At 73.0% G+C, this 16,702-nt stretch carries 15 protein-coding genes; 5 read left to right on the top strand and 10 right to left on the bottom strand.

Annotated elements, in window-relative coordinates; genetic code table 11:
* Positions 1-119: 119 nt before the first annotated feature.
* The 3 genes from ggt to C4U03_RS17540 all read left to right on the top strand — a co-directional run bounded on the left by ggt (position 120) and on the right by C4U03_RS17540 (position 3,541).
* The gene (ggt, locus tag C4U03_RS17550; RefSeq protein ID WP_327373021.1) at positions 120-2,021 is read left to right on the top strand and encodes a gamma-glutamyltransferase; all 1,902 of its coding nucleotides are present in this window, start codon (positions 120-122) and stop codon (positions 2,019-2,021) included.
* A gap of 46 nt (positions 2,022-2,067) precedes the next feature.
* Positions 2,068-2,490 carry a divalent-cation tolerance protein CutA gene (gene cutA / locus C4U03_RS17545; RefSeq protein ID WP_103938878.1) on the top strand — a complete coding sequence of 141 codons (423 nt, stop codon included), beginning with the start codon at positions 2,068-2,070 and terminating at the stop codon, positions 2,488-2,490.
* A 142-nt stretch (positions 2,491-2,632) separates the two neighbouring features.
* A complete protein-coding gene (locus tag C4U03_RS17540) occupies positions 2,633-3,541 on the top strand; it encodes an oxygenase MpaB family protein (RefSeq protein WP_103938877.1) in 909 nt (302 codons plus the stop codon).
* A gap of 70 nt (positions 3,542-3,611) precedes the next feature.
* Here the strand turns inward: C4U03_RS17540 and C4U03_RS17535 are convergent, their stop codons facing one another.
* From C4U03_RS17535 to uraD, 10 genes are all read right to left on the bottom strand, one after another.
* On the bottom strand, positions 3,612-3,911 hold the full coding sequence (locus tag C4U03_RS17535; protein ID WP_103938876.1) for a metal-sensitive transcriptional regulator: 300 nt from the start codon (positions 3,909-3,911) through the stop codon (positions 3,612-3,614).
* Between the two features lie 97 nt (positions 3,912-4,008).
* Entirely contained in the window at positions 4,009-4,596 is a 588-nt protein-coding gene (locus C4U03_RS17530) for a histidine phosphatase family protein (protein WP_103939135.1), read from the bottom strand.
* A 66-nt stretch (positions 4,597-4,662) separates the two neighbouring features.
* Positions 4,663-5,778 (bottom strand): alanine dehydrogenase, encoded by a 1,116-nt coding sequence (ald, locus tag C4U03_RS17525; protein WP_103939134.1) that lies wholly within the window; start codon positions 5,776-5,778, stop codon positions 4,663-4,665.
* Positions 5,779-6,007: 229 nt separating this feature from the next.
* Positions 6,008-7,321: an allantoinase AllB gene (gene allB / locus C4U03_RS17520; RefSeq protein ID WP_200827298.1), complete on the bottom strand. Its 1,314-nt coding sequence runs from the start codon at positions 7,319-7,321 to the stop codon at positions 6,008-6,010.
* Positions 7,321-8,451 carry a glycerate kinase gene (locus tag C4U03_RS17515; RefSeq protein ID WP_103938875.1) on the bottom strand — a complete coding sequence of 377 codons (1,131 nt, stop codon included), beginning with the start codon at positions 8,449-8,451 and terminating at the stop codon, positions 7,321-7,323. Before C4U03_RS17515 ends, allB begins: the two co-directional genes overlap by 1 nt.
* 195 nt (positions 8,452-8,646) lie before the next feature.
* On the bottom strand, positions 8,647-10,074 hold the full coding sequence (locus C4U03_RS17510; RefSeq protein WP_103938874.1) for an NCS2 family permease: 1,428 nt from the start codon (positions 10,072-10,074) through the stop codon (positions 8,647-8,649).
* Positions 10,075-10,167: 93 nt separating this feature from the next.
* Positions 10,168-12,468 (bottom strand): xanthine dehydrogenase subunit D, encoded by a 2,301-nt coding sequence (gene pucD / locus C4U03_RS17505; protein WP_200827316.1) that lies wholly within the window; start codon positions 12,466-12,468, stop codon positions 10,168-10,170.
* The gene (gene pucL / locus C4U03_RS17500) at positions 12,459-13,325 is read right to left on the bottom strand and encodes a factor-independent urate hydroxylase (RefSeq protein WP_103938873.1); all 867 of its coding nucleotides are present in this window, start codon (positions 13,323-13,325) and stop codon (positions 12,459-12,461) included. The genes pucD and pucL overlap by 10 nt, the downstream gene beginning before the upstream one ends.
* Positions 13,326-13,664, bottom strand: coding sequence for a hydroxyisourate hydrolase (uraH, locus tag C4U03_RS17495; protein WP_103938872.1), 339 nt, complete (start codon positions 13,662-13,664; stop codon positions 13,326-13,328).
* On the bottom strand, positions 13,661-14,287 hold the full coding sequence (gene uraD, locus C4U03_RS17490) for a 2-oxo-4-hydroxy-4-carboxy-5-ureidoimidazoline decarboxylase (RefSeq protein ID WP_103938871.1): 627 nt from the start codon (positions 14,285-14,287) through the stop codon (positions 13,661-13,663). The genes uraH and uraD overlap by 4 nt, the downstream gene beginning before the upstream one ends.
* 232 nt (positions 14,288-14,519) lie before the next feature.
* Between uraD and C4U03_RS17485 the strand changes: the two genes are divergently transcribed.
* Both C4U03_RS17485 and C4U03_RS17480 read left to right on the top strand, forming a co-directional pair.
* Positions 14,520-15,821, top strand: a complete 1,302-nt coding sequence (locus tag C4U03_RS17485; RefSeq protein ID WP_235017935.1) for a helix-turn-helix domain-containing protein — start codon at positions 14,520-14,522, stop codon at positions 15,819-15,821.
* Positions 15,822-16,064: 243 nt separating this feature from the next.
* Positions 16,065-16,702: DUF5685 family protein (locus C4U03_RS17480; RefSeq protein ID WP_235017934.1), on the top strand; the 638-nt coding region annotated here is incomplete at its 3' end.

Genomic DNA, 16,702 nt, shown 5'->3' with positions numbered 1-16,702 from the left:
TCATAAATCGTTGTAAAGGGGGCATGGCGGGGCCTATCGCCGACCGGGTGTGGCCGCCCCCCTGGTCGGGTGCCGGGATAGGTGAGACGGTGGGGGCGGATGTCCGCTCTGGAGGTGCCGTGCCCTTCGTCCTGCCGTCCGACCGGTCGCGTGAACGCCCGCCCCACGGGCCGCGCGCCCGCCTGCTGCCCGGCCCGCCGCGCCGTCTCGCGCTCGCCGGTGCGCTGATCGCCGGGCTGCCGCTGCTGGTCCCCGGTCCCGCCGGGGCCGCCCCTGCCGTGGCCCTGATGGGGCAGGGGCAGCAACGGGCGGTGGCGACCGGATACGGCGGCGCGGTCGCCACCGTGGACCTGGACGCCAGCCGTACCGCCATCGAGGTGCTCGAACGTGGCGGCAACGCGGCCGACGCGGCGGTCGCGGCGGCGGCGACCCTGGGGGTGACCGAGCCCTATGTGGCCGCGCTCGGCGGCGGCGGCTTCTTCACCTACTACGACGCCCGGACGCGCCGCGTCCACACGGTGGACGGCCGTGAGACGGCGCCCGCCAGGATGCACGAGCGGTCCTTCGTCGACCCGGCGACCGGCCAGGCCATCCCGTTCTCCGAGGCCGTCACCAGCGGGCTGTCGGTGGGCGTGCCGGGCACGGTCGCCCAGTGGGAGCAGATCCTGGACCGCTTCGGCACCCGGCGGCTCGGCACGCTGCTGCAGCCGGCGATCCGGGTGGCCGAGCGGGGGTTCGTGGTCGACCAGGAGTTCTACGACCAGACCGCGGTCAACGCCGACCGGTTCGCCGACATCCCACCGACCCGGGAGCTGTTCCTGCCCGGCGGCAGTCCCCGCCCGGTCGGGTCGGTCTTCCGCAACCCCGACCTGGCCCACACCTACCGCACGCTCGCCCAGCGCGGCCCCGACTGGTTCTACCGGGGCGAACTGAGCCGGGAGATCGTGCGCACGGTCAAGAAGCCGCCCGTGGACTCCGCCGCCACCCGCAACGTCCGGCCGGGCCTGATGGAGACCGGCGACCTGGCCCGCTACCGGGCGCCGCTGCGCCCGCCCACGCGGGTGAGCTATCGGGGGCTGGAGGTGTACGGGATGGCGCCGCCGTCCTCCGGCGGATCCACGGTCGGCGAGGCGCTCAACATCCTCGGCAACTTCCGGCTGAGCAAGAAGGACCGCGTCCAGGCCCTGCACTACTACCTGGAGGCGTCCCGGCTGGCGTACGCCGACCGCGGGCGCTACGTCGGCGACTCCGACCACGTGGACGTCCCACTGCGTGAGCTGCTGTCGCGCGGGTTCGCGCGCGAGCGGGCCTGCCTCATCGACCCGGACAAGGCGGCCGTCAGCCCGGTGCCGCCCGGCTCGCCCGACGGCGACTACCGGCGATGCGAGCCCGCCCGCGGCGACGGGGAACGCCTGACCTACGAGGGGCCGCAGACCACCCATCTGGTGGTCGCCGACAAGTGGGGCAACGTCGTCGCCTACAACGTCACCATCGAGCAGTTCGGCGGCAGCGGGCTGACCGTGCCCGGCCGCGGCTTCCTGCTCAACAACGAGCTGACCGACTTCTCCCTGGCCCCGCCGCCGCCCGGCGCCGCCCCCGACCCGAACCTGCCCGGCCCCGGCAAGCGCCCGCGCAGCAGCATGGCGCCCACCATCGTGCTCCGTGACGGCCGCCCGCTGTTGGCCTTGGGCTCACCGGGCGGCTCGACCATCATCACCACCGTGCTGCAGATCCTGCTCAACCGGATCGACCTGGGCATGGACCTGCCCGCCGCGGTGGCCGCCCCGCGCGCCACCCAGCGCAACACCGGGCAGACCCTGGCCGAGGAGGCCTTCCTGCGGCAGTACGAGGCGGAGCTGGAGGCCATGGGCCACGACCTGGCGCTCTTCCCCGGCCCGCCGCCGGGCCAGATCGGCGCCGCCACCGCGCTGGAGTTCCTGCGCCCGGGGCTGGTGCAGGCGGTGGCCGAACCGGTCCGCAGACACGGGGGCAGCGCTTTGGTGGTCAGGCCCACGCGGTGACCGGACTCTCAGGACTACGATCGGCGCTTGGGGGAAGGAGCCCGGCATGCCCCAGGCGTACGTACAGGTGACCACGACGACCGATTCGCGGCAGGAGGCGGCCACTCTCGGCAAGTCCGCCGTGCGGGAGCGCCTGGCGGCCTGCGCGCAGCTCGTCGGCCCGATCGCCAGCACCTACTGGTGGGAGGGCGAGATGGAGGTGGCCGAGGAGTGGATGGTGGTGTTCAAGACCACCGCCGACAGCTTCGAGGAGCTGGCGGCGCTGATCACCGAGCTGCACTCCTACGACACCCCCGAGATCATCGCCACTCCGGTGGTCGCCGGCAGCGGCGACTACCTGCGCTGGGTCAGCGACCAGACCGCCGCGGAGCCCGCGGCCGAGGAGTCCGACCAGGAGGCCGATCAAGAGGCCGACCAGGAAGAAGACCAGGAGGTCGAAGAGGTCGGCCGGGCCGGAGCCGCCGGCTGAACTTTACCCGCCGCTGTCTCGCTTTGGGTGATTTGTCCTGGTAAAACGTGTGTCAGGCCTAACGTGGTGTGATCTGGGTCATGACAGGGAAGTAAGTTATTAGTTACACCCGCGGCGGTGGACGACAGGGCGAGGTGGCGACATGGGCAAGGTCCACGACATGGACACGGTGCGTACCTGGGACCGTGCGCCGGACGGGACCGGCGAGGAGGACTTCGGTCTGTTCGGCCCTGACTCGGTGACCTGGCGGGTCATGGGCGAGCCGGTGCTGATGATCGGCGGCTTCCGCGCCCTGCTGCTGCAGGCGCTGCACCCGCGCACCATGTGGGGCACCGCCCAGAACTCCGAGCTGATGGACCCGCGGGCCGCCTGGCAGCGGCTCGGCCGCACCATCGAGTTCGTCCGGGTGCGCACCTACGGCTCGCTGGAGGAGGTCGAACGGGTCGGCCGCCGCGTCCGCAAGCTGCACTCCAAGCTGGAGGGGCTCGACCTGCGCACCGGCGAGCTCTTCCAGGTGGACGACCCGGAGAACCTGCTGTGGGTGCACATGGGCGAGGTCGACTCCTACCTGGACATCGCCCGCCGCGCCGGGGTCGGGCTGAGCGACGCCGACGCCGACCGCTTCGTGGACGAACAGCGCCGCGCCGCCCAGGTCGTCGGCCTGGACCCGGTGGACGTGCCCGCCACGGTGGCCGAAATGAAGGACTACTACGCGCAGATGCGGTCCAGGATCTGGGCCTGCAAGGACGCCAGAGACGGGCTGCGTCGGATGTTCAACCCGGCGGTACCGCTGCCGTTCACGCCGCTCAAGCTCGCCGCGCCCGGCGTCGCCACCCTGGTGGTGTCCACGTTGCCGCGCTGGGCCCGTCGCATGTACGGGCTGCCCGGCCTGCCGACCTCCGACCTGGCGGCGACGCTGACCCTACAGGCGATGCACCGGGGGAGCCAGGTGATCCCTGCGCGGCTGCGCTACTCCCCGGACGCCAAGCGGGCGCGCCGGCTGATCCACGAGTACACCGAGGAGCTGAAGGGCTGGGAGATCGCCTCCTGAGCCTGAGCCGTTGTGAGTCTGAGCCCCAGCCTGGGCCGTCCGCCCGGTGGGCGGGCGGACGGCGGGCCGGTCAGCCCCGCCGCATCAGCCGGCCCACCGCGGCCATCAGCTCGGTGGACATCAGGTCGGCCTTGCCCTCCTCGGCGCCCTCGGCCACACAGTGCCGGACATGGCCGTCCAGCAGGCCCAGCGCCACCTTGTCCAGCGCCGCCTGGATCGCGCTGATCTGGGTGAGGACGTCGATGCAGTACCGGTCCTCCTCGACCATGCGCTCGATGCCTCGGACCTGGCCCTCGATCCGGCGCAGCCGGGTCTGCAACTGGTCCTTGGTCGCGGTGTAGCCGCGCGTCGGAGTCCCGTTGGCCGCCATCGTCGTCTCGCCCTCCCCCTCGTGGATCTGCTCGCCACCAGGTTACTCAACCCCCAGGGGGTATGGGACCGGCCGGACGGTGACCCTCTGCTGACCGTCAGGCCGGGACGTTCCAGGAGGTGATCACCGGGTGGCCGTGCTCGGTGCCGAGGGCGGACAGCGTCCCGGTGTGCAGCGCGAACAGCCGGCCCGCCGCGGGCTCCAGGCCCAGCCACCGGGCGGTGAGGATACGTAGCACATGACCGTGCGCGACCACCGCCACGTCCCCCCGCTCCAGCCACGGGCGGACGCGGGCCAGGACGGCGTCGCAGCGTTCGCCGACCCGCTCCACCGACTCGCCGGGATGCTCGGCGTCCCCCGGGATCACGCCATCGGCCCACAGGTACCACCCCGGCCGTTCCCTGCGGATGTCGGCGCTGGTGAGGCCCTCGTAGCCGCCGTAGTCCCACTCCCACAGGTCGGGGTCTACCTCGTCCACGGCGAGCCCGGCCAGCTCCGCGGTGCGCCGGGCCCGCAGCGCGGGACTGCCGAACGTCCGGGCGACGTCCCGGCGCGCCACCAGCGGCCCGAGCGCGCGGGCCTGTTCCTCACCGTGTCCGGTCAGCGGAAGGTCGGTGCGCCCGGTGTGCCGCCTGTCCCGGCTCCACTCGGTCTCGCCGTGCCGAAGGAGGACGATCTCACCCATGACCTCACCCATGACCGATCACTCTAGGAGACCGGCCGTCGCGGACCGCGGGCGGGACGGCGCCCGTCAGGCGAGCACGGAGTCCACGCCGACGTGGTCGAGGCCGTGCGCCTCGGCGACCTCGGCGTAGGTGACCGTGCCGTCGTGGGTGTTGAGGCCCCGCGCCAGCGCGGCGTCGTCGCGCAGGGCCTGCCGCCAGCCCTTGTTCGCGATCGCCACGGCGTACGGCAGGGTCACGTTGGTGAGGGCGTAGGTGGAGGTGTTCGGCACCGAGCCCGGCATGTTGGCCACGCAGTAGAACACCGACTCGTGCACCTGGAAGGTGGGGTCGGCGTGCGTGGTGGGCCGCGAGTCCTCGAAGCATCCGCCCTGGTCGATGGCGATGTCCACCAACACCGAGCCCGGCTTCATCCGGGCCACCAGGTCGTTGGACACCAGCGTCGGGGCCTTGGCGCCGGGGATCAGCACCGCGCCGATCACCAGGTCGGCGCCGGCCACCTGCTGCTCGACGGTGTAGGCGTTGGACACCAGCGTCTTGAGCCGGCCCTGGTAGATGGCGTCGATGTGGCGCAGCCGGTCGACGTTGACGTCCAGGATCGTCACGTCGGCGCCCATGCCCACCGCGATCTGCGCGGCGTTCAGCCCGGACACGCCACCGCCGATCACCACCACCCGGGCCGGGGCGACGCCGGGCACCCCGCCCGGCAGCACCCCGCGCCCGCCGTTGAAGCGCATCAGGTTGTAGGCGCCGACCTGCGGGGCGAGCCGGCCGGCCACCTCCGACATCGGGGCCAGCAGCGGCAGCGACCGGTCCGGCAGCTGCACGGTCTCGTAGGCGACGGCGGTCACACCCGCCTTCAGCAGCGCGTCGGTGCAGGAGCGGGAGGCGGCCAGGTGCAGGTAGGTGAACAGCGTCTGCCCGGCCCGCATCCGGTGGTACTCGTCGGCGATCGGCTCCTTGACCTTCAGCACCAGCTCGGCCTCGCCCCACACCTCGTCGGCGGAGTCCAGGATCTTGGCCCCGGCCGCGGTGTACTCGGCGTCGGTGATGGACGAGCCGAGACCGGCGCCCCGCTCGACGAAGACGTCATGGTGATGGCGGGTGAGCTCGTGCACTCCCGCGGGGGTGATGGCCACCCGGTACTCGTGATTCTTGATCTCCCGCGGGATGCCGACCTTCACCATGTCCTCCGTGGTCATGACCTGCTGTGCCTGACCCCAGGGTGCGGCCGGGGGCGGCGCGCAGGCTATGTACACCATGTACGTTTATCCGGCTACTTGCTGACATGATGTAAATCACACCGGCGGCCGCGCCCGGCGGATCGCGCCTTCGCCCAGCAGCCTACGCCCCGCCGCCGGCGCGTCCGGGCCGGCCATGGCGGCGGGCGGTTCCGGCGTTGCCGGGAACGGCTCAGGCCGGCAGCAGCCGCCCGCGCGGGGCGCCCGCGGGATCGACCGGCTCGCCGCGCAGCCAGGTGCCGCGGACCACGCCGGTCAGCTCCCGTCCCGCGTACGGCGTCAGCGGATGCCGGTGGTGCAGCGCCCCCGGATCCACGACGAACGACGCGTCGGCCGCGAACGCCACCAGGTCGGCGTCATGGCCGACGGCGATCCGCCCCTTGCCGGCCAGCCCCACCAGGTCCGCCGGGCCGGACGCCATCCAGCGCACCACGTCGGCGAGCGAGTGCCCCCGGGCCCGCGCGGCCGTCCACACCACGGGCAGGCCGAGCTGAAGCGAGGAGATCCCGCCCCAGGCGGTGGCGAAGTCGCCCCGCTTGAGCTCCGGGGCGCAGGGGGAGTGGTCGGAGACCACACAGCGGATCGTGCCCTCGGCCAGCCCGCCCCACAGCCGTTCCCGGTTGGCCGACTCGCGGATCGGCGGGCAGCACTTGAACTCGGTGGCCCCCGCCGGGACCTCCTCGGCCGACAACGTCAGGTAGTGCGGGCAGGTCTCCGCGCTGATCGCCACGCCCTGCCCCTGCCACCGCCGCAGCGCGGGCACGGCGCCGCCGTCCGACAGGTGGACGATGTGCGCCCGGCAGCCGGTCTCCCGGCTCAGCTCGGCGACCATGGCGATGGCGGCGCCCTCGGCGGCGCCGGGCCGGGAGGCCAGGAACTCGGGATATCCGGGGCCGGCCGGCTCCGACAGCCGCGCGGGATCCTCGGCGTGCACGATCAGCATCCCGCCGAAGGAGGCGATCTCGGTCATCGCGGCACGGACGCCGCCCGGGTCCAGGGCGGGGAACTCCGCCACCCCGGACGGGGCGGTGAAGCACTTGAACCCCAGGACGCCCGCCTCGTGCAGCGCGCGCAGCGCCGGGACGTTGCCGGGCACCGCGCCCGCCCAGAACCCCACGTCCACGAAGACCCGCCCGCGCGCCGCCGCCCGCTTGACCTCCAGTTCGGCGGTGCCGACGGTCGGCGGGAGGGAGTTGAGCGGCATGTCCACCAGGGTGGTGACGCCGCCGGCCGCCGCCGCCCGCGTCGCGCTGGCGAACCCCTCCCACGCGGTCCGGCCCGGCTCATTGACGTGCACATGGGTGTCGACCAGCCCCGGCAGCAGAGCCACCTCGCCCAGGTCGATGTCCCGGACCGTCCGCAGCGCGGCGTCGCGGGGTTCCAGGGCCGCGATCCGCCCGCCGCGCACGCACACCGCTAGGGAACGTTCCCCGTCCGGGACCAGGACGCGGCGGGAGCGCAGCACTAGGTCGTACGGCTCGTGCATCAGGTCTCCGCGGCCCGGCCCGGCGGCAGCCACTCGTCGGCGATCGCCACCGTGAGCTGCTCCAGCAACAGGCCCGCCTGTCGGATGCAGCGTTCCACATCGGGCTCGATGTCGGTCAGCGCGTAGGCGGCCTGGATACGGGCGCGGCGCAGTTGCTCGCCGGTCAGCCCGCGCCGCCCGGCCACCGCGATCACCGGGACCCCGGCCCGGGCGGCGGCCCGCGCCACCCCGATCGGTGCCTTGCCGCGCAGGGTCTGGGTGTCCAGCGAACCCTCACCGGTGATCACCAGCCGCGCCCCCCGGGCCCGGTCGGCGAACCCCAGCAGATCCAGCATGAACGAACTGCCCGGCTGCATCCGGGCGCCCAGGAACGTCAGCGCGGCGAAGCCGACCCCGCCGGCCGCCCCGGCCCCGGCCAGGTCCCGGGCCGGCCGGCGGGAGGCCGCCTCGGCCAGGTCGGCCCAGCGGCGCAGCCCTGCCTCCAGCACCCGGACCTCCTCGCGCCCGGCGCCCTTCTGCGGCCCGTACACCGCGGCGGCCCCGGTCCGGCCCAGCAGCGGGTTGTCCACGTCGCCGGCGATGATCACCTCGACCTTCGACAGGTCCGTCATCGCGCGCAGGTCCAGCGCGTGCAGCCCGCGTAGCGCCGCCCCACCCGGCGGCAGCTCCTTGCCGAGGGCGTCCAGCAGCCGCCCGCCCAGCCCCTGCACCAGCCCGGCGCCGCCGTCGGTGCAGGCGCTGCCGCCCAGCCCGAGCACGACACGGCGGGCCCCCAGCCGCACCGCGTGCGCCACCAGCTGCCCGGTGCCCAGGCTGGTGGCCGTCAGCGGCGCGGGCCGGCCGCCGGGCAGCAGCCGCAGCCCGGACGCCTCGGCCATCTCCACCACGGCGGTGCCGCCGTTCATCGCCAGCGCGGCGGTCACCGGCTGCCCGGTGGGGCCGGCGACCTTCACCTCGACCCGTCGCCAGCCGGCCGCGATGGCCGCCTCGGCGGTGCCGTCCCCGCCGTCGGCGATGGGCAGTTCCACGATCGGCACCGCCGGTCGCGCCCGCCGCAGCCCGGCCGCCAGCCGGCGGGCGACCTCGGGCGCGCTCAGCGACCCCTTGAACTTGTCCGGAGCCACCAGCACGTGACCGGCCGGAGCCGGCGGCGGAGGGGATTCCGAGGGGGATGCTGCGGAGACCACTGCCACGCCTTTCGCGCCCGAAGGTCAAAGCCTGCCTTCTGCCTACGTCACCTCGGGACCATTTGACACCCGGGCGCGGCTTCGCGTCGCCCCGTCCGGGGCCTCGGACCGAAATTCACTGCCGACACATGAGAAAGATCAGCCTACGCCCAGCAACTCCCTGATGGGGTGCAGGGCGAAGTAGACGGCGAACACCGCGGCGGCGATCCACAGCGGGTAGTACACCTCGCGCCACTTGCCGCGCCCGGCCTTGATCAGCGTGTAGACCACCAGCCCGGCGCCGATCCCGTTGGTGATCGAGTAGGTGAACGGCATCATGACGATGGTCAGGAAGGCCGGGATGGCCAGGTCCAGGTCCCGCCAGTCGACCTTGGCGACCTGGGTCATCATCAGCGCGCCCACCAGCACCAGCGCGGGCGCCGCCGCCTGGGCGGGCACCACGGCGGCCAGCGGTGTCAGGAACAGGGTGCCGACGAACAGCGCCCCGGTGACGAGGTTGGCCAGGCCGGTGCGGGCGCCCTCGCCGACGCCGGCGGCCGACTCCACGTAGACGGTGTTGGCCGAGGAACTGGTCAGGCCGCCCAGGCTGGCCGACAGGCCGTCCACCGCCAGGATGCGGCCCAGCCGGGGCACCCGGCCCTTCTCGTCCACCAGGCCGGCCTCGTCGCTGATACCCAGGATGGTGCCCATCGCGTCGAAGAAGCCCGACAGCACCAGGGTGAACAGCACGACCAGCGCGGTGATGAAGCCGGCCCGGCCGAAGCCGCCGAACAGGTCCACCTGGAACAGCAGCCCGAAGTCGGGGGCCGCCAGCAGGTCCTCGGGCATCTTCGGGGTGACCACGCCCCAGCCGCCGTCCGGGATGCGGGCGTTGGCCTCGATGGCGACGGCCAGCACGGTGGCCACCACGATGCCGATCAGGATGGCGCCGGGCACCCGCCGGGTGTACAGCACGATCATCAGCAGCAGCCCGACCGCGAACACCAGCACCGGCCAGGTGGCCAGGGTGCCGCCGGTGCCCAGCGTCAGCGGCGGGCTGGGCTGGTCGGAGGTGACGAAGCCGGCGTCCACCAGGCCGATCAGCGCGATGAAGGTGCCGATGCCGACCGCGATGGCGTGCTTGAGCGCCAGCGGGATCGAGTTCATGATCCGCTCGCGCACGCCGGTGAGGGCCAGCAGCACGATGACTATGCCCTCCAGCACCACCAGGCCCATCGCCTGCGCCCAGGTCATCTGCGGGGCGGCCTGGTAGGCGACCACCGCGTTGATGCCCAGTCCGGCGGCCAGCGCCAGCGGGGCGTTGCCGACCAGCCCCATGATGATGGTGGCGATCGCCGCCGACAGTGCCGTCATCGTGGTCAGCTGCGGGATCGACAGCGTCGCCCCGGTGATGTCCTTGGCCCCGCCGAGGATGATCGGATTCAGCAGGATGATGTAGGCCATCGCGAAGAAGGTGGTGATCCCGCCGCGGACCTCCCGGCCGACGGTGGTGCCCCGCCCGCTCAGGTCGAAGAACCGGTCCAGCGGACTGCGGGTCGCCGCCGGCTCGGTCTTGGTCTCCGTCATCGAGGAGTTCTCCGATCATGCTCGTGCACAGCAAGACGCGGACGGCCCGGCCCCGGTCGGAGCCGGCCGTCCGCGTCGACGTCCGGAATCAGGTTAGCCGCACGAAATGTGCTCCGGTCGCACTGGGATACGAGTGAGAGGGCGGCCGGTGGCGTCCCTGACCGCGGCCACGATGGCCGGGGTGGACGACAGCGTGGGCGGCTCGCCGGCTCCTCGCAGCCCGTACGGGGCGTGCGGGTCGGCGTTCTCCAGGATCCGCGTGCGCATCGGCGGCATGTCCAGGATCGTGGGGATCAGGTAGTCGGTGAAGGAGGGGTTGCGCACGACCCCGTCGCGGACCTGGATCTCCTCCATCAGCGCCAGCCCCAGGCCCTGGGCGCTGCCGCCGTGGATCTGCCCCTCCAGCGCCAGCGGGTTGAGGATCCTGCCGACGTCTTGGACGGCGGCCAGTTCCACCACCTTGACCAGCCCCAGCTCCACATCCACGTCCACCACCGCCCGGTGCACGCAGAACGCGAACTGCACGTGCGAGTCGCCCTGCCCGGTCAGCGGGTCCAGGGCGGTGGTGCGGCGGTGGCGGAACTCGCGGGTCTCCTCGACGGCCCGCCCGGCCAGCACCTCGGCCAGCGAGGCCACCGCGAGCCCGTCGGCCGCGACGACCCGCCCGTCGTGCAGCGACGCCCCGGGCAGGGACCGGCCCAGCCGCTCCTCGGCGAGCTCGATCACCCGCTCGCGGACGGCCTCGCAGGCGGCCCGCACCGCACCCCCGGTCATGTACGACTGGCGGGAGGCGCTGGAGGAGCCGGCCGAGCCCACACCGGTGTCGGCGGGCGCCACCGTGACCTGCCGGACGCCCAGCTCGGTGCGGGCGATCTGCGCCTGCAGGGTGACCAGCCCCTGCCCGACCTCCGCCGCGGCCGTGTGCACCAGCGCCGCCGGCTCGCCGCCCACCGTCTCCAGTCGCACCCGGGCGGTGGAGTGGTCGTCGAAGCCCTCCGAGTAGCAGATGTTCTTGATCCCGACGGCGTAGCCGACGCCGCGCCGTACCCCCTCGCCGTGGGTGGTGTTGGAGACCCCGCCGGGCAGGTCGCGGACGTCGGCGGTGCCGGTGGGCGGGGGAGCGGGGAAGGCCCGCGCGTCCTCCAGCATCGCGGCCAGCGGAGCGGGCATGTCTATGACCTGGCCGGTGGCCAGCCGGGAGCCCTCCGCGACGGCGTTGCGGATCCGCACCTCCACCGGGTCCAGCCCGCATGCCTCGGCGACCTTGTCCATCTGCGACTCGTAGGCGAAGCACGCCTGCACCGCCCCGAACCCGCGCATCGCCCCGCACGGCGGGTTGTTGGTGTACACCCCGTAGGCGTCGAGCCGTACGTTGGGCACCTCGTACGGGCCGACGCCCAGCGACGCCGCGTTCCCCACGACCGCCGAGGTGCTGGAGGCGTACGCGCCGCCGTCCAGGACGATCTCGGCGTCCACGTAGACCAGCCGCCCGTCCCGGGTGGCGCCGTGCTCGTAGCGCAGCCGCGCCGGATGCCGGTGGACGTGGCCGAAGAACGACTCCTCCCGCCCGTACACGATCTTGACGGGACGTCCGGTGCGCAGCGCCAGCAGGCAGGCGTGGATCTGCATGGACAGGTCCTCGCGGGCGCCGAACGCGCCGCCCACCCCGGCCAGCGTCAGCCGTACCCTGCCGGTCGGCAGCCCCAGGCACGGCGCGATCTGCTCCTGGTCGACGTGCAGCCACTGGGTGGCGACGAACAGGTCCACGCCGCCGTCCTCGGCGGGCACCGCCAGGCCGGACTCCGGGCCCAGGAACGCCTGGTCCTGCATGCCGACCTCGTACTCGCCGCGCACCACGACCTCGGCGACCCGCCTGGCGTGCGCCATGTCGCCGACCCGGATCGGCTGGTGGCGCACGACGTTGCTCCGGTCGCCGTGCACCTTCGGGTACGAGGGGTCCAGCGCGGCCCGGCGGGCGTCGGTGAGCGGCTCCAGCACCTCGTAGCCGACCCGGATGCGGTCACGGGCCCGCCGTGCGGTCTCCGGGTGGTCGGCGGCCACCAGCGCCACCGGCTCGCCTTGGTAGCGCACCTGGTCGATGGCCAGCACCGGCTGGTCGTGGTGCTCCAGCCCGTAGAACTTCTCGCCCGGGACGTCCTCGTGGGTCAGCACCGCGTGCACGCCGGGGACGGCCAGCGCCTCGGAGACGTCGATGCCGGTGATCCGGGCGCGCGGATGGGGGCTGCGCAGCGTCACGCCCCACACCATGTCGTCGGCCCACAGGTCGGAGGAGTAGGCGAACTCCCCGGTCACCTTGAGCACGCCGTCCGGCCGCAGGGCGCTGTCGCCCAGGGCCTCCCCGCCGCGGCGGGCCGCTTCGACGGTCACGACCAGACCTCCTCATCGGCGGCGGGCGCGTCATCGCGCAGGACGGCTCCCTCGATCAGCCCGTACGGGCGGTCGGCGGCGAAGAAGATCTCGCCGGGGTTGTCCAGGCCGAACGGCTCCAGATCGACCGCGAAGTGGTGCTTGTTGGGCATCGCCAGCCGCACCTCGCAGAGCTCGGGCCGTTCCTCCAGCACCCGGCGGCCCATCGTGTAGAGGGTCTGCTGCAGCGAGCGGCTGTAGGTGCCGGCGAACGTCTCCAGCAGGATCCGCCGGGTCTCGGCGTAGGAGGACTCCCAGTCGCCGTCGGCGTCCCGATGCCGCCACTCGGCCCGCACGTCGGTCGCCAGGACGCGGTCGCCGGTCTCGGCCAGCGTCGTGTACTCGTCCCTGACGAAGCCGCGGAACTCCGAGGCGGTGGAGTTGAGGACGGTCAGGTCGCGCAGCCCCGAGACCACGTGCGTCCGGCCGGCCTCGTGGAGCACCCGCGCGGTGCGGACTTCCTGGCCGCGGCGGACGAACGAGTGGCCGGTGACCGGCACCCGGTCCCAGGCGTACTCCTCGACGGTCACGACGGCCCGGTGGACGGTGGGCCGCGCGGTCACGAAGTGCCGGGCCAGCAGCAGCGCGAACGCCTCGGCGGAGCCGATCCCGTGCTTGCGGGCCAGCGCGAAGACGGTGTTCTTCTGCGTGTCGGTGGGCAGCACGGCGGCGTTGTCGCCGCTCAGGTGGACCTCGGTCATCTCCCCCGATAGGGCCACGCTGACGTTGAGGTCCTTGAGGTGGTGGGTCTCCCCGTCACGGACGACCCGCACCAGCCGCGTCTCGGCCTTGCCGTACCGGTTGGGCCCCAGCACGATCCCCATCTAGCTGCCCCGGTACGTCGTGTAGCCGTACGGGCTGACCAGCAGCGGCACGTGGTAGTGCTCGGTCGGGTCGGTGATCTCGAAGATCACGCTCACCTCCGGGTAGAAGGTCTCGGCCCCCAGCCCGGCGAAGTAGGGGCCGGTGCCGAACCGCAGCCGGTGGACCCCGGCCGTCAACTCCGCCCCGCCGCCGGGCAGGTCGCCCAGCCGGCCGTCCTCGCCGGTCAGGGCCTCGGCCAGCGGCTGCCAGGTCTGCCCGTCGTAACGGTCCAGTCGGACCGGCACCCGCGCGGCGGGCCTGCCCCGCTGGGTGTCCAGGACATGGGTGCTCAGGCTCAAGGGCGCTCCAGGAGCTTGTCGAGACGCAGATGAGTGATCTTTAGCAGTTCGCCGCGGACCGTGCGGCGCTCGGCGGCCTCGTCGTTGCCGAGCCGCTCGCGCAGCGCGGCCAGCATCCGCCGGGCGGTCAGGCCGGTGGCGCAGACCAGGAACACGTGCCCGAAGCGCTCCTCATAGGCGAGGTTGCCGTCGTGTAGAGCGCGCATCACCTGACGGTCGGCGCCCTGGACCCCGGCCTGTTCGCCCCGTGACCAGCCCGATGCGCGGTCCACGCCCCTGGGCCGGTCACCGATCCGGGGGTGGCGGGCCAGCGCCTCCTCCACGTCCGCCCAGGTCAGTGCATTGAACGCACGGTCACAGGCGTTCTTGAGCGCCGCCGCGTCCCGGTACGGGCGTCCGGCCGCCACGGAGCCGGCCCACGCCTGGGACCCACAGCAGGCCAGCAGTTCGCGCTCGGCGTCGCCCGCGGGCAGGGCGTTCAGCCACTCCAGCGGCTCGCGCGTGCCTGCCTGCACGCCCGTGCCGGGCCGTGAGGCGTGGCGTTCTCGCGTCGCGTACTCCCTCGTGCCTCGGTCCGCGCGTTCCTCGGCCAGGTCCGCGCCGCGCGCCTCCGGCTCGCTCATGGTCCCAGTAGAACAGGCCGGGGCCCGCTTGTCTCTACAGGTGGGACGCGCATCACGGTTCGGTATCACGCTGCGGGTGGACCCCTCGCCATCTGGGGCGGGGGTGAATACGCTGCGATACCTATGCGGAAGCGATCCGGTGGGGCGGATCGTGCTTCCGCTGTTTCGGGGACCTGGGAGAAGTCGGGATCATGTGCGTCCCCCCGCATGTGATGACGTTAGGGGTTTCGTGGTGGCCGGTCAGGAAACTCTCGGGCAGCGCATCCGTGCGCTGCGTATCCGTCAGGGTGTCAGCCAGGCGCAGCTCGCCTACCCCGAGCTGTCCGACAGCTACATCTCGCTGATCGAGAGCGACAAGCGGGTGCCCGCGCCCAGTGTGATCGAGCTGCTGGCGGCCAAGCTCAACTGCTCGGCGACCTACCTGGTCAGCGGGGTCAGCGAGGAGGTCGTCGACGAGCTTCGGGTGACCTTGGACTATGCCGAGATCGCGCTGCAGAACGGCGCGGCGGAGGAGGCCCGCGCCCGGTTCGCCGACGTGCTGGCCAACACCGACGCGGTGGCGCTGCCGGAGCTGTTGCAGCAGGCGCGCTGGGGGCACGCCCTGGCGCTGGAGGCGGCCGGGGCGCTGGAGGAGGCGATCGCCGAGCTGCGCCGGCTGACCGCCGAGACCTCCGCCGAGGCCGACCTGGAGCAGTGGGCCAAGGTGCATGTGGCGCTCAGCCGCTGCCTGCGCGAGCGCGGGGACATCAGCGCCGGTGTGGAGGTCGCCGAGGAGGCGCTGCGCCGGCTGGTCGCCTCCGGGGCCGAGTCCACCGACGGCGCGGTGCACCTGGGCTCCTCCCTGCTGGCCGCCTACATCGAGCGCGGGGACCTGGTACGGGCCCGCCAGCTCGCCGAGCAGCTCATCGCGCGGGCCGAGCGGATCGGCAGTCCGCTGGCGCGGATGGCCGCCTACTGGGAGGCCGCCTACATCGCGGAGGTGCGCGGCGACTACGAGGAGGGCCTGACGCTGGCCGAGCGGGCGCTGCCGCTGCTGGGGGTGCTGGACGACTCCCGCAACCTGTCCCGGCTGCGCATGGTCTACGCCGGGCTGCTGCTGCGGGCCCATCCCGAGCAGGCCGAACAGGCCCGCGAGCTGCTGCTGCGCATCCGCGAGCAGATCAACTCCAGCTCCGCCGGGGAGATCGACGTCGCGCTGTGCCTGATCGAGCTGGCCCGCGCCGAGACCGCGCTGGGCCGGCCCGCCGACGCCGTCACGCTCACCCACGAGGCCCTGGACCTGCTCGGCGACTCGCCGCGCCGGGCCAGCGCGGGGGCGCTGACCGTGCTGGGCGAGGCGTACGTGCGGCTCGGCCGGACCGAGGACGCCGTCGAGGTGCTCACCCGGGCCGCCACCCACATGGAGGAGATGGAGTCCTCGCGGGAGGCCGCCCAGGCGTGGTTCGACCTGGCCGAGCTGCTCGGCGAGACCGGCGCCGCCGACGGCCCGCGCCTGGGCGCCTACCGTCGCGCCCTCGCCTGCGCGGGACTGTGAACGAACGCCCGTCCCGTGCCCGGAACCGACTGGGGCACGGGACGGGCGGGGCCGGTTCCTTCGCGTCCGCCGGGTGAGACCGGTTGCGGGCGGGTCGTGCGGGTTTATGATCGGCTGCGCCGAACCGCTGCGCGTTTCCCTGCGTCCCAGGGAGCGGCACCGCGCTGAGCGGAGGTGCCGGTAGCTCCAGTGCCGGCCCGGGATCGCCCGTTCCGTGCGCGGGCGGACGCGAGGGAGTTTGCGATGTTCGGAGTCGTGCGGCCGTGCCGTCATGTCATGTGCGGATCCCTGTTCAAGGAGTGGATGGCGCACATGTGCGGGTTGTGTCTGACGTTGCGTGCTGAGCACGGGCAGGCGGCGCGGTTGGTCACCAACTATGACGGGTTGTTGGTGTCGGTGTTGGCCGAGGCGCAGAATCCGGAGCGTTCTCCGCATCGTAAGGCGGGTCCGTGTGCGTTGCGTGGGATGCGGTCGGCGGATGTGGTGGATGCCAGGTCCGAGGGTGCGCGGTTGGCGGCGGCGGTGTCGTTGTTGCTGGCGGCGGCCAAGACTCGTGATCACATCGTGGATCGTGACAAGGCGTATGGCCGGAAGCTGGTGGCGGTGGGCGCGGGCCATATGGCGGATCGGTGGGATGCTGCCGGGGCGCGTACCGGCTCGGCGCTGGGCTTTGATGCCAGTGTGCTGAGGAAGGCGGTAGAGCGGCAGGCCCGGTTGGAGGCGGTCGGGGGGTTGGGGCTGCTGGAGTTGACCGAGCCGACGGAGACGGCGGTGGCGGCGGCGTTCGCGCACACGGCTGTTTTGGCGGGTAAGCCGCACAACGTCGAGGCGTTGGGGGAGGCGGGACGGTTCTTCGGTCGTCTGGCCCATCTGATCGACGC

It is taken from the genome of Thermomonospora echinospora (assembly GCF_900108175.1).
GTDB classification, from domain to species: domain Bacteria; phylum Actinomycetota; class Actinomycetes; order Streptosporangiales; family Streptosporangiaceae; genus Thermomonospora; species Thermomonospora echinospora.
Note: the sequence above shows the minus strand (reverse complement) of the source record. Positions and strands in the feature narration are given on the sequence as shown.

Excerpts from the sequence above, each read along its gene's own strand:
- C4U03_RS17530 (WP_103939135.1), bottom strand. The coding sequence starts at position 4,596 with ATGGGTGAGATCGTCCTCCTTCGGCACGGCGAGACCGAGTGGAGCCGG.
- C4U03_RS17540 (WP_103938877.1), top strand. The coding sequence starts at position 2,633 with ATGGGCAAGGTCCACGACATGGACACGGTGCGTACCTGGGACCGTGCG.
- pucL (WP_103938873.1), bottom strand. The coding sequence starts at position 13,325 with ATGGGGATCGTGCTGGGGCCCAACCGGTACGGCAAGGCCGAGACGCGG.
- C4U03_RS17535 (WP_103938876.1), bottom strand. The coding sequence starts at position 3,911 with ATGGCGGCCAACGGGACTCCGACGCGCGGCTACACCGCGACCAAGGAC.
- C4U03_RS17510 (WP_103938874.1), bottom strand. The coding sequence starts at position 10,074 with ATGACGGAGACCAAGACCGAGCCGGCGGCGACCCGCAGTCCGCTGGAC.
- uraD (WP_103938871.1), bottom strand. The coding sequence starts at position 14,287 with ATGAGCGAGCCGGAGGCGCGCGGCGCGGACCTGGCCGAGGAACGCGCG.
- allB (WP_200827298.1), bottom strand. The coding sequence starts at position 7,321 with ATGCACGAGCCGTACGACCTAGTGCTGCGCTCCCGCCGCGTCCTGGTC.
- cutA (WP_103938878.1), top strand. The coding sequence starts at position 2,068 with ATGCCCCAGGCGTACGTACAGGTGACCACGACGACCGATTCGCGGCAG.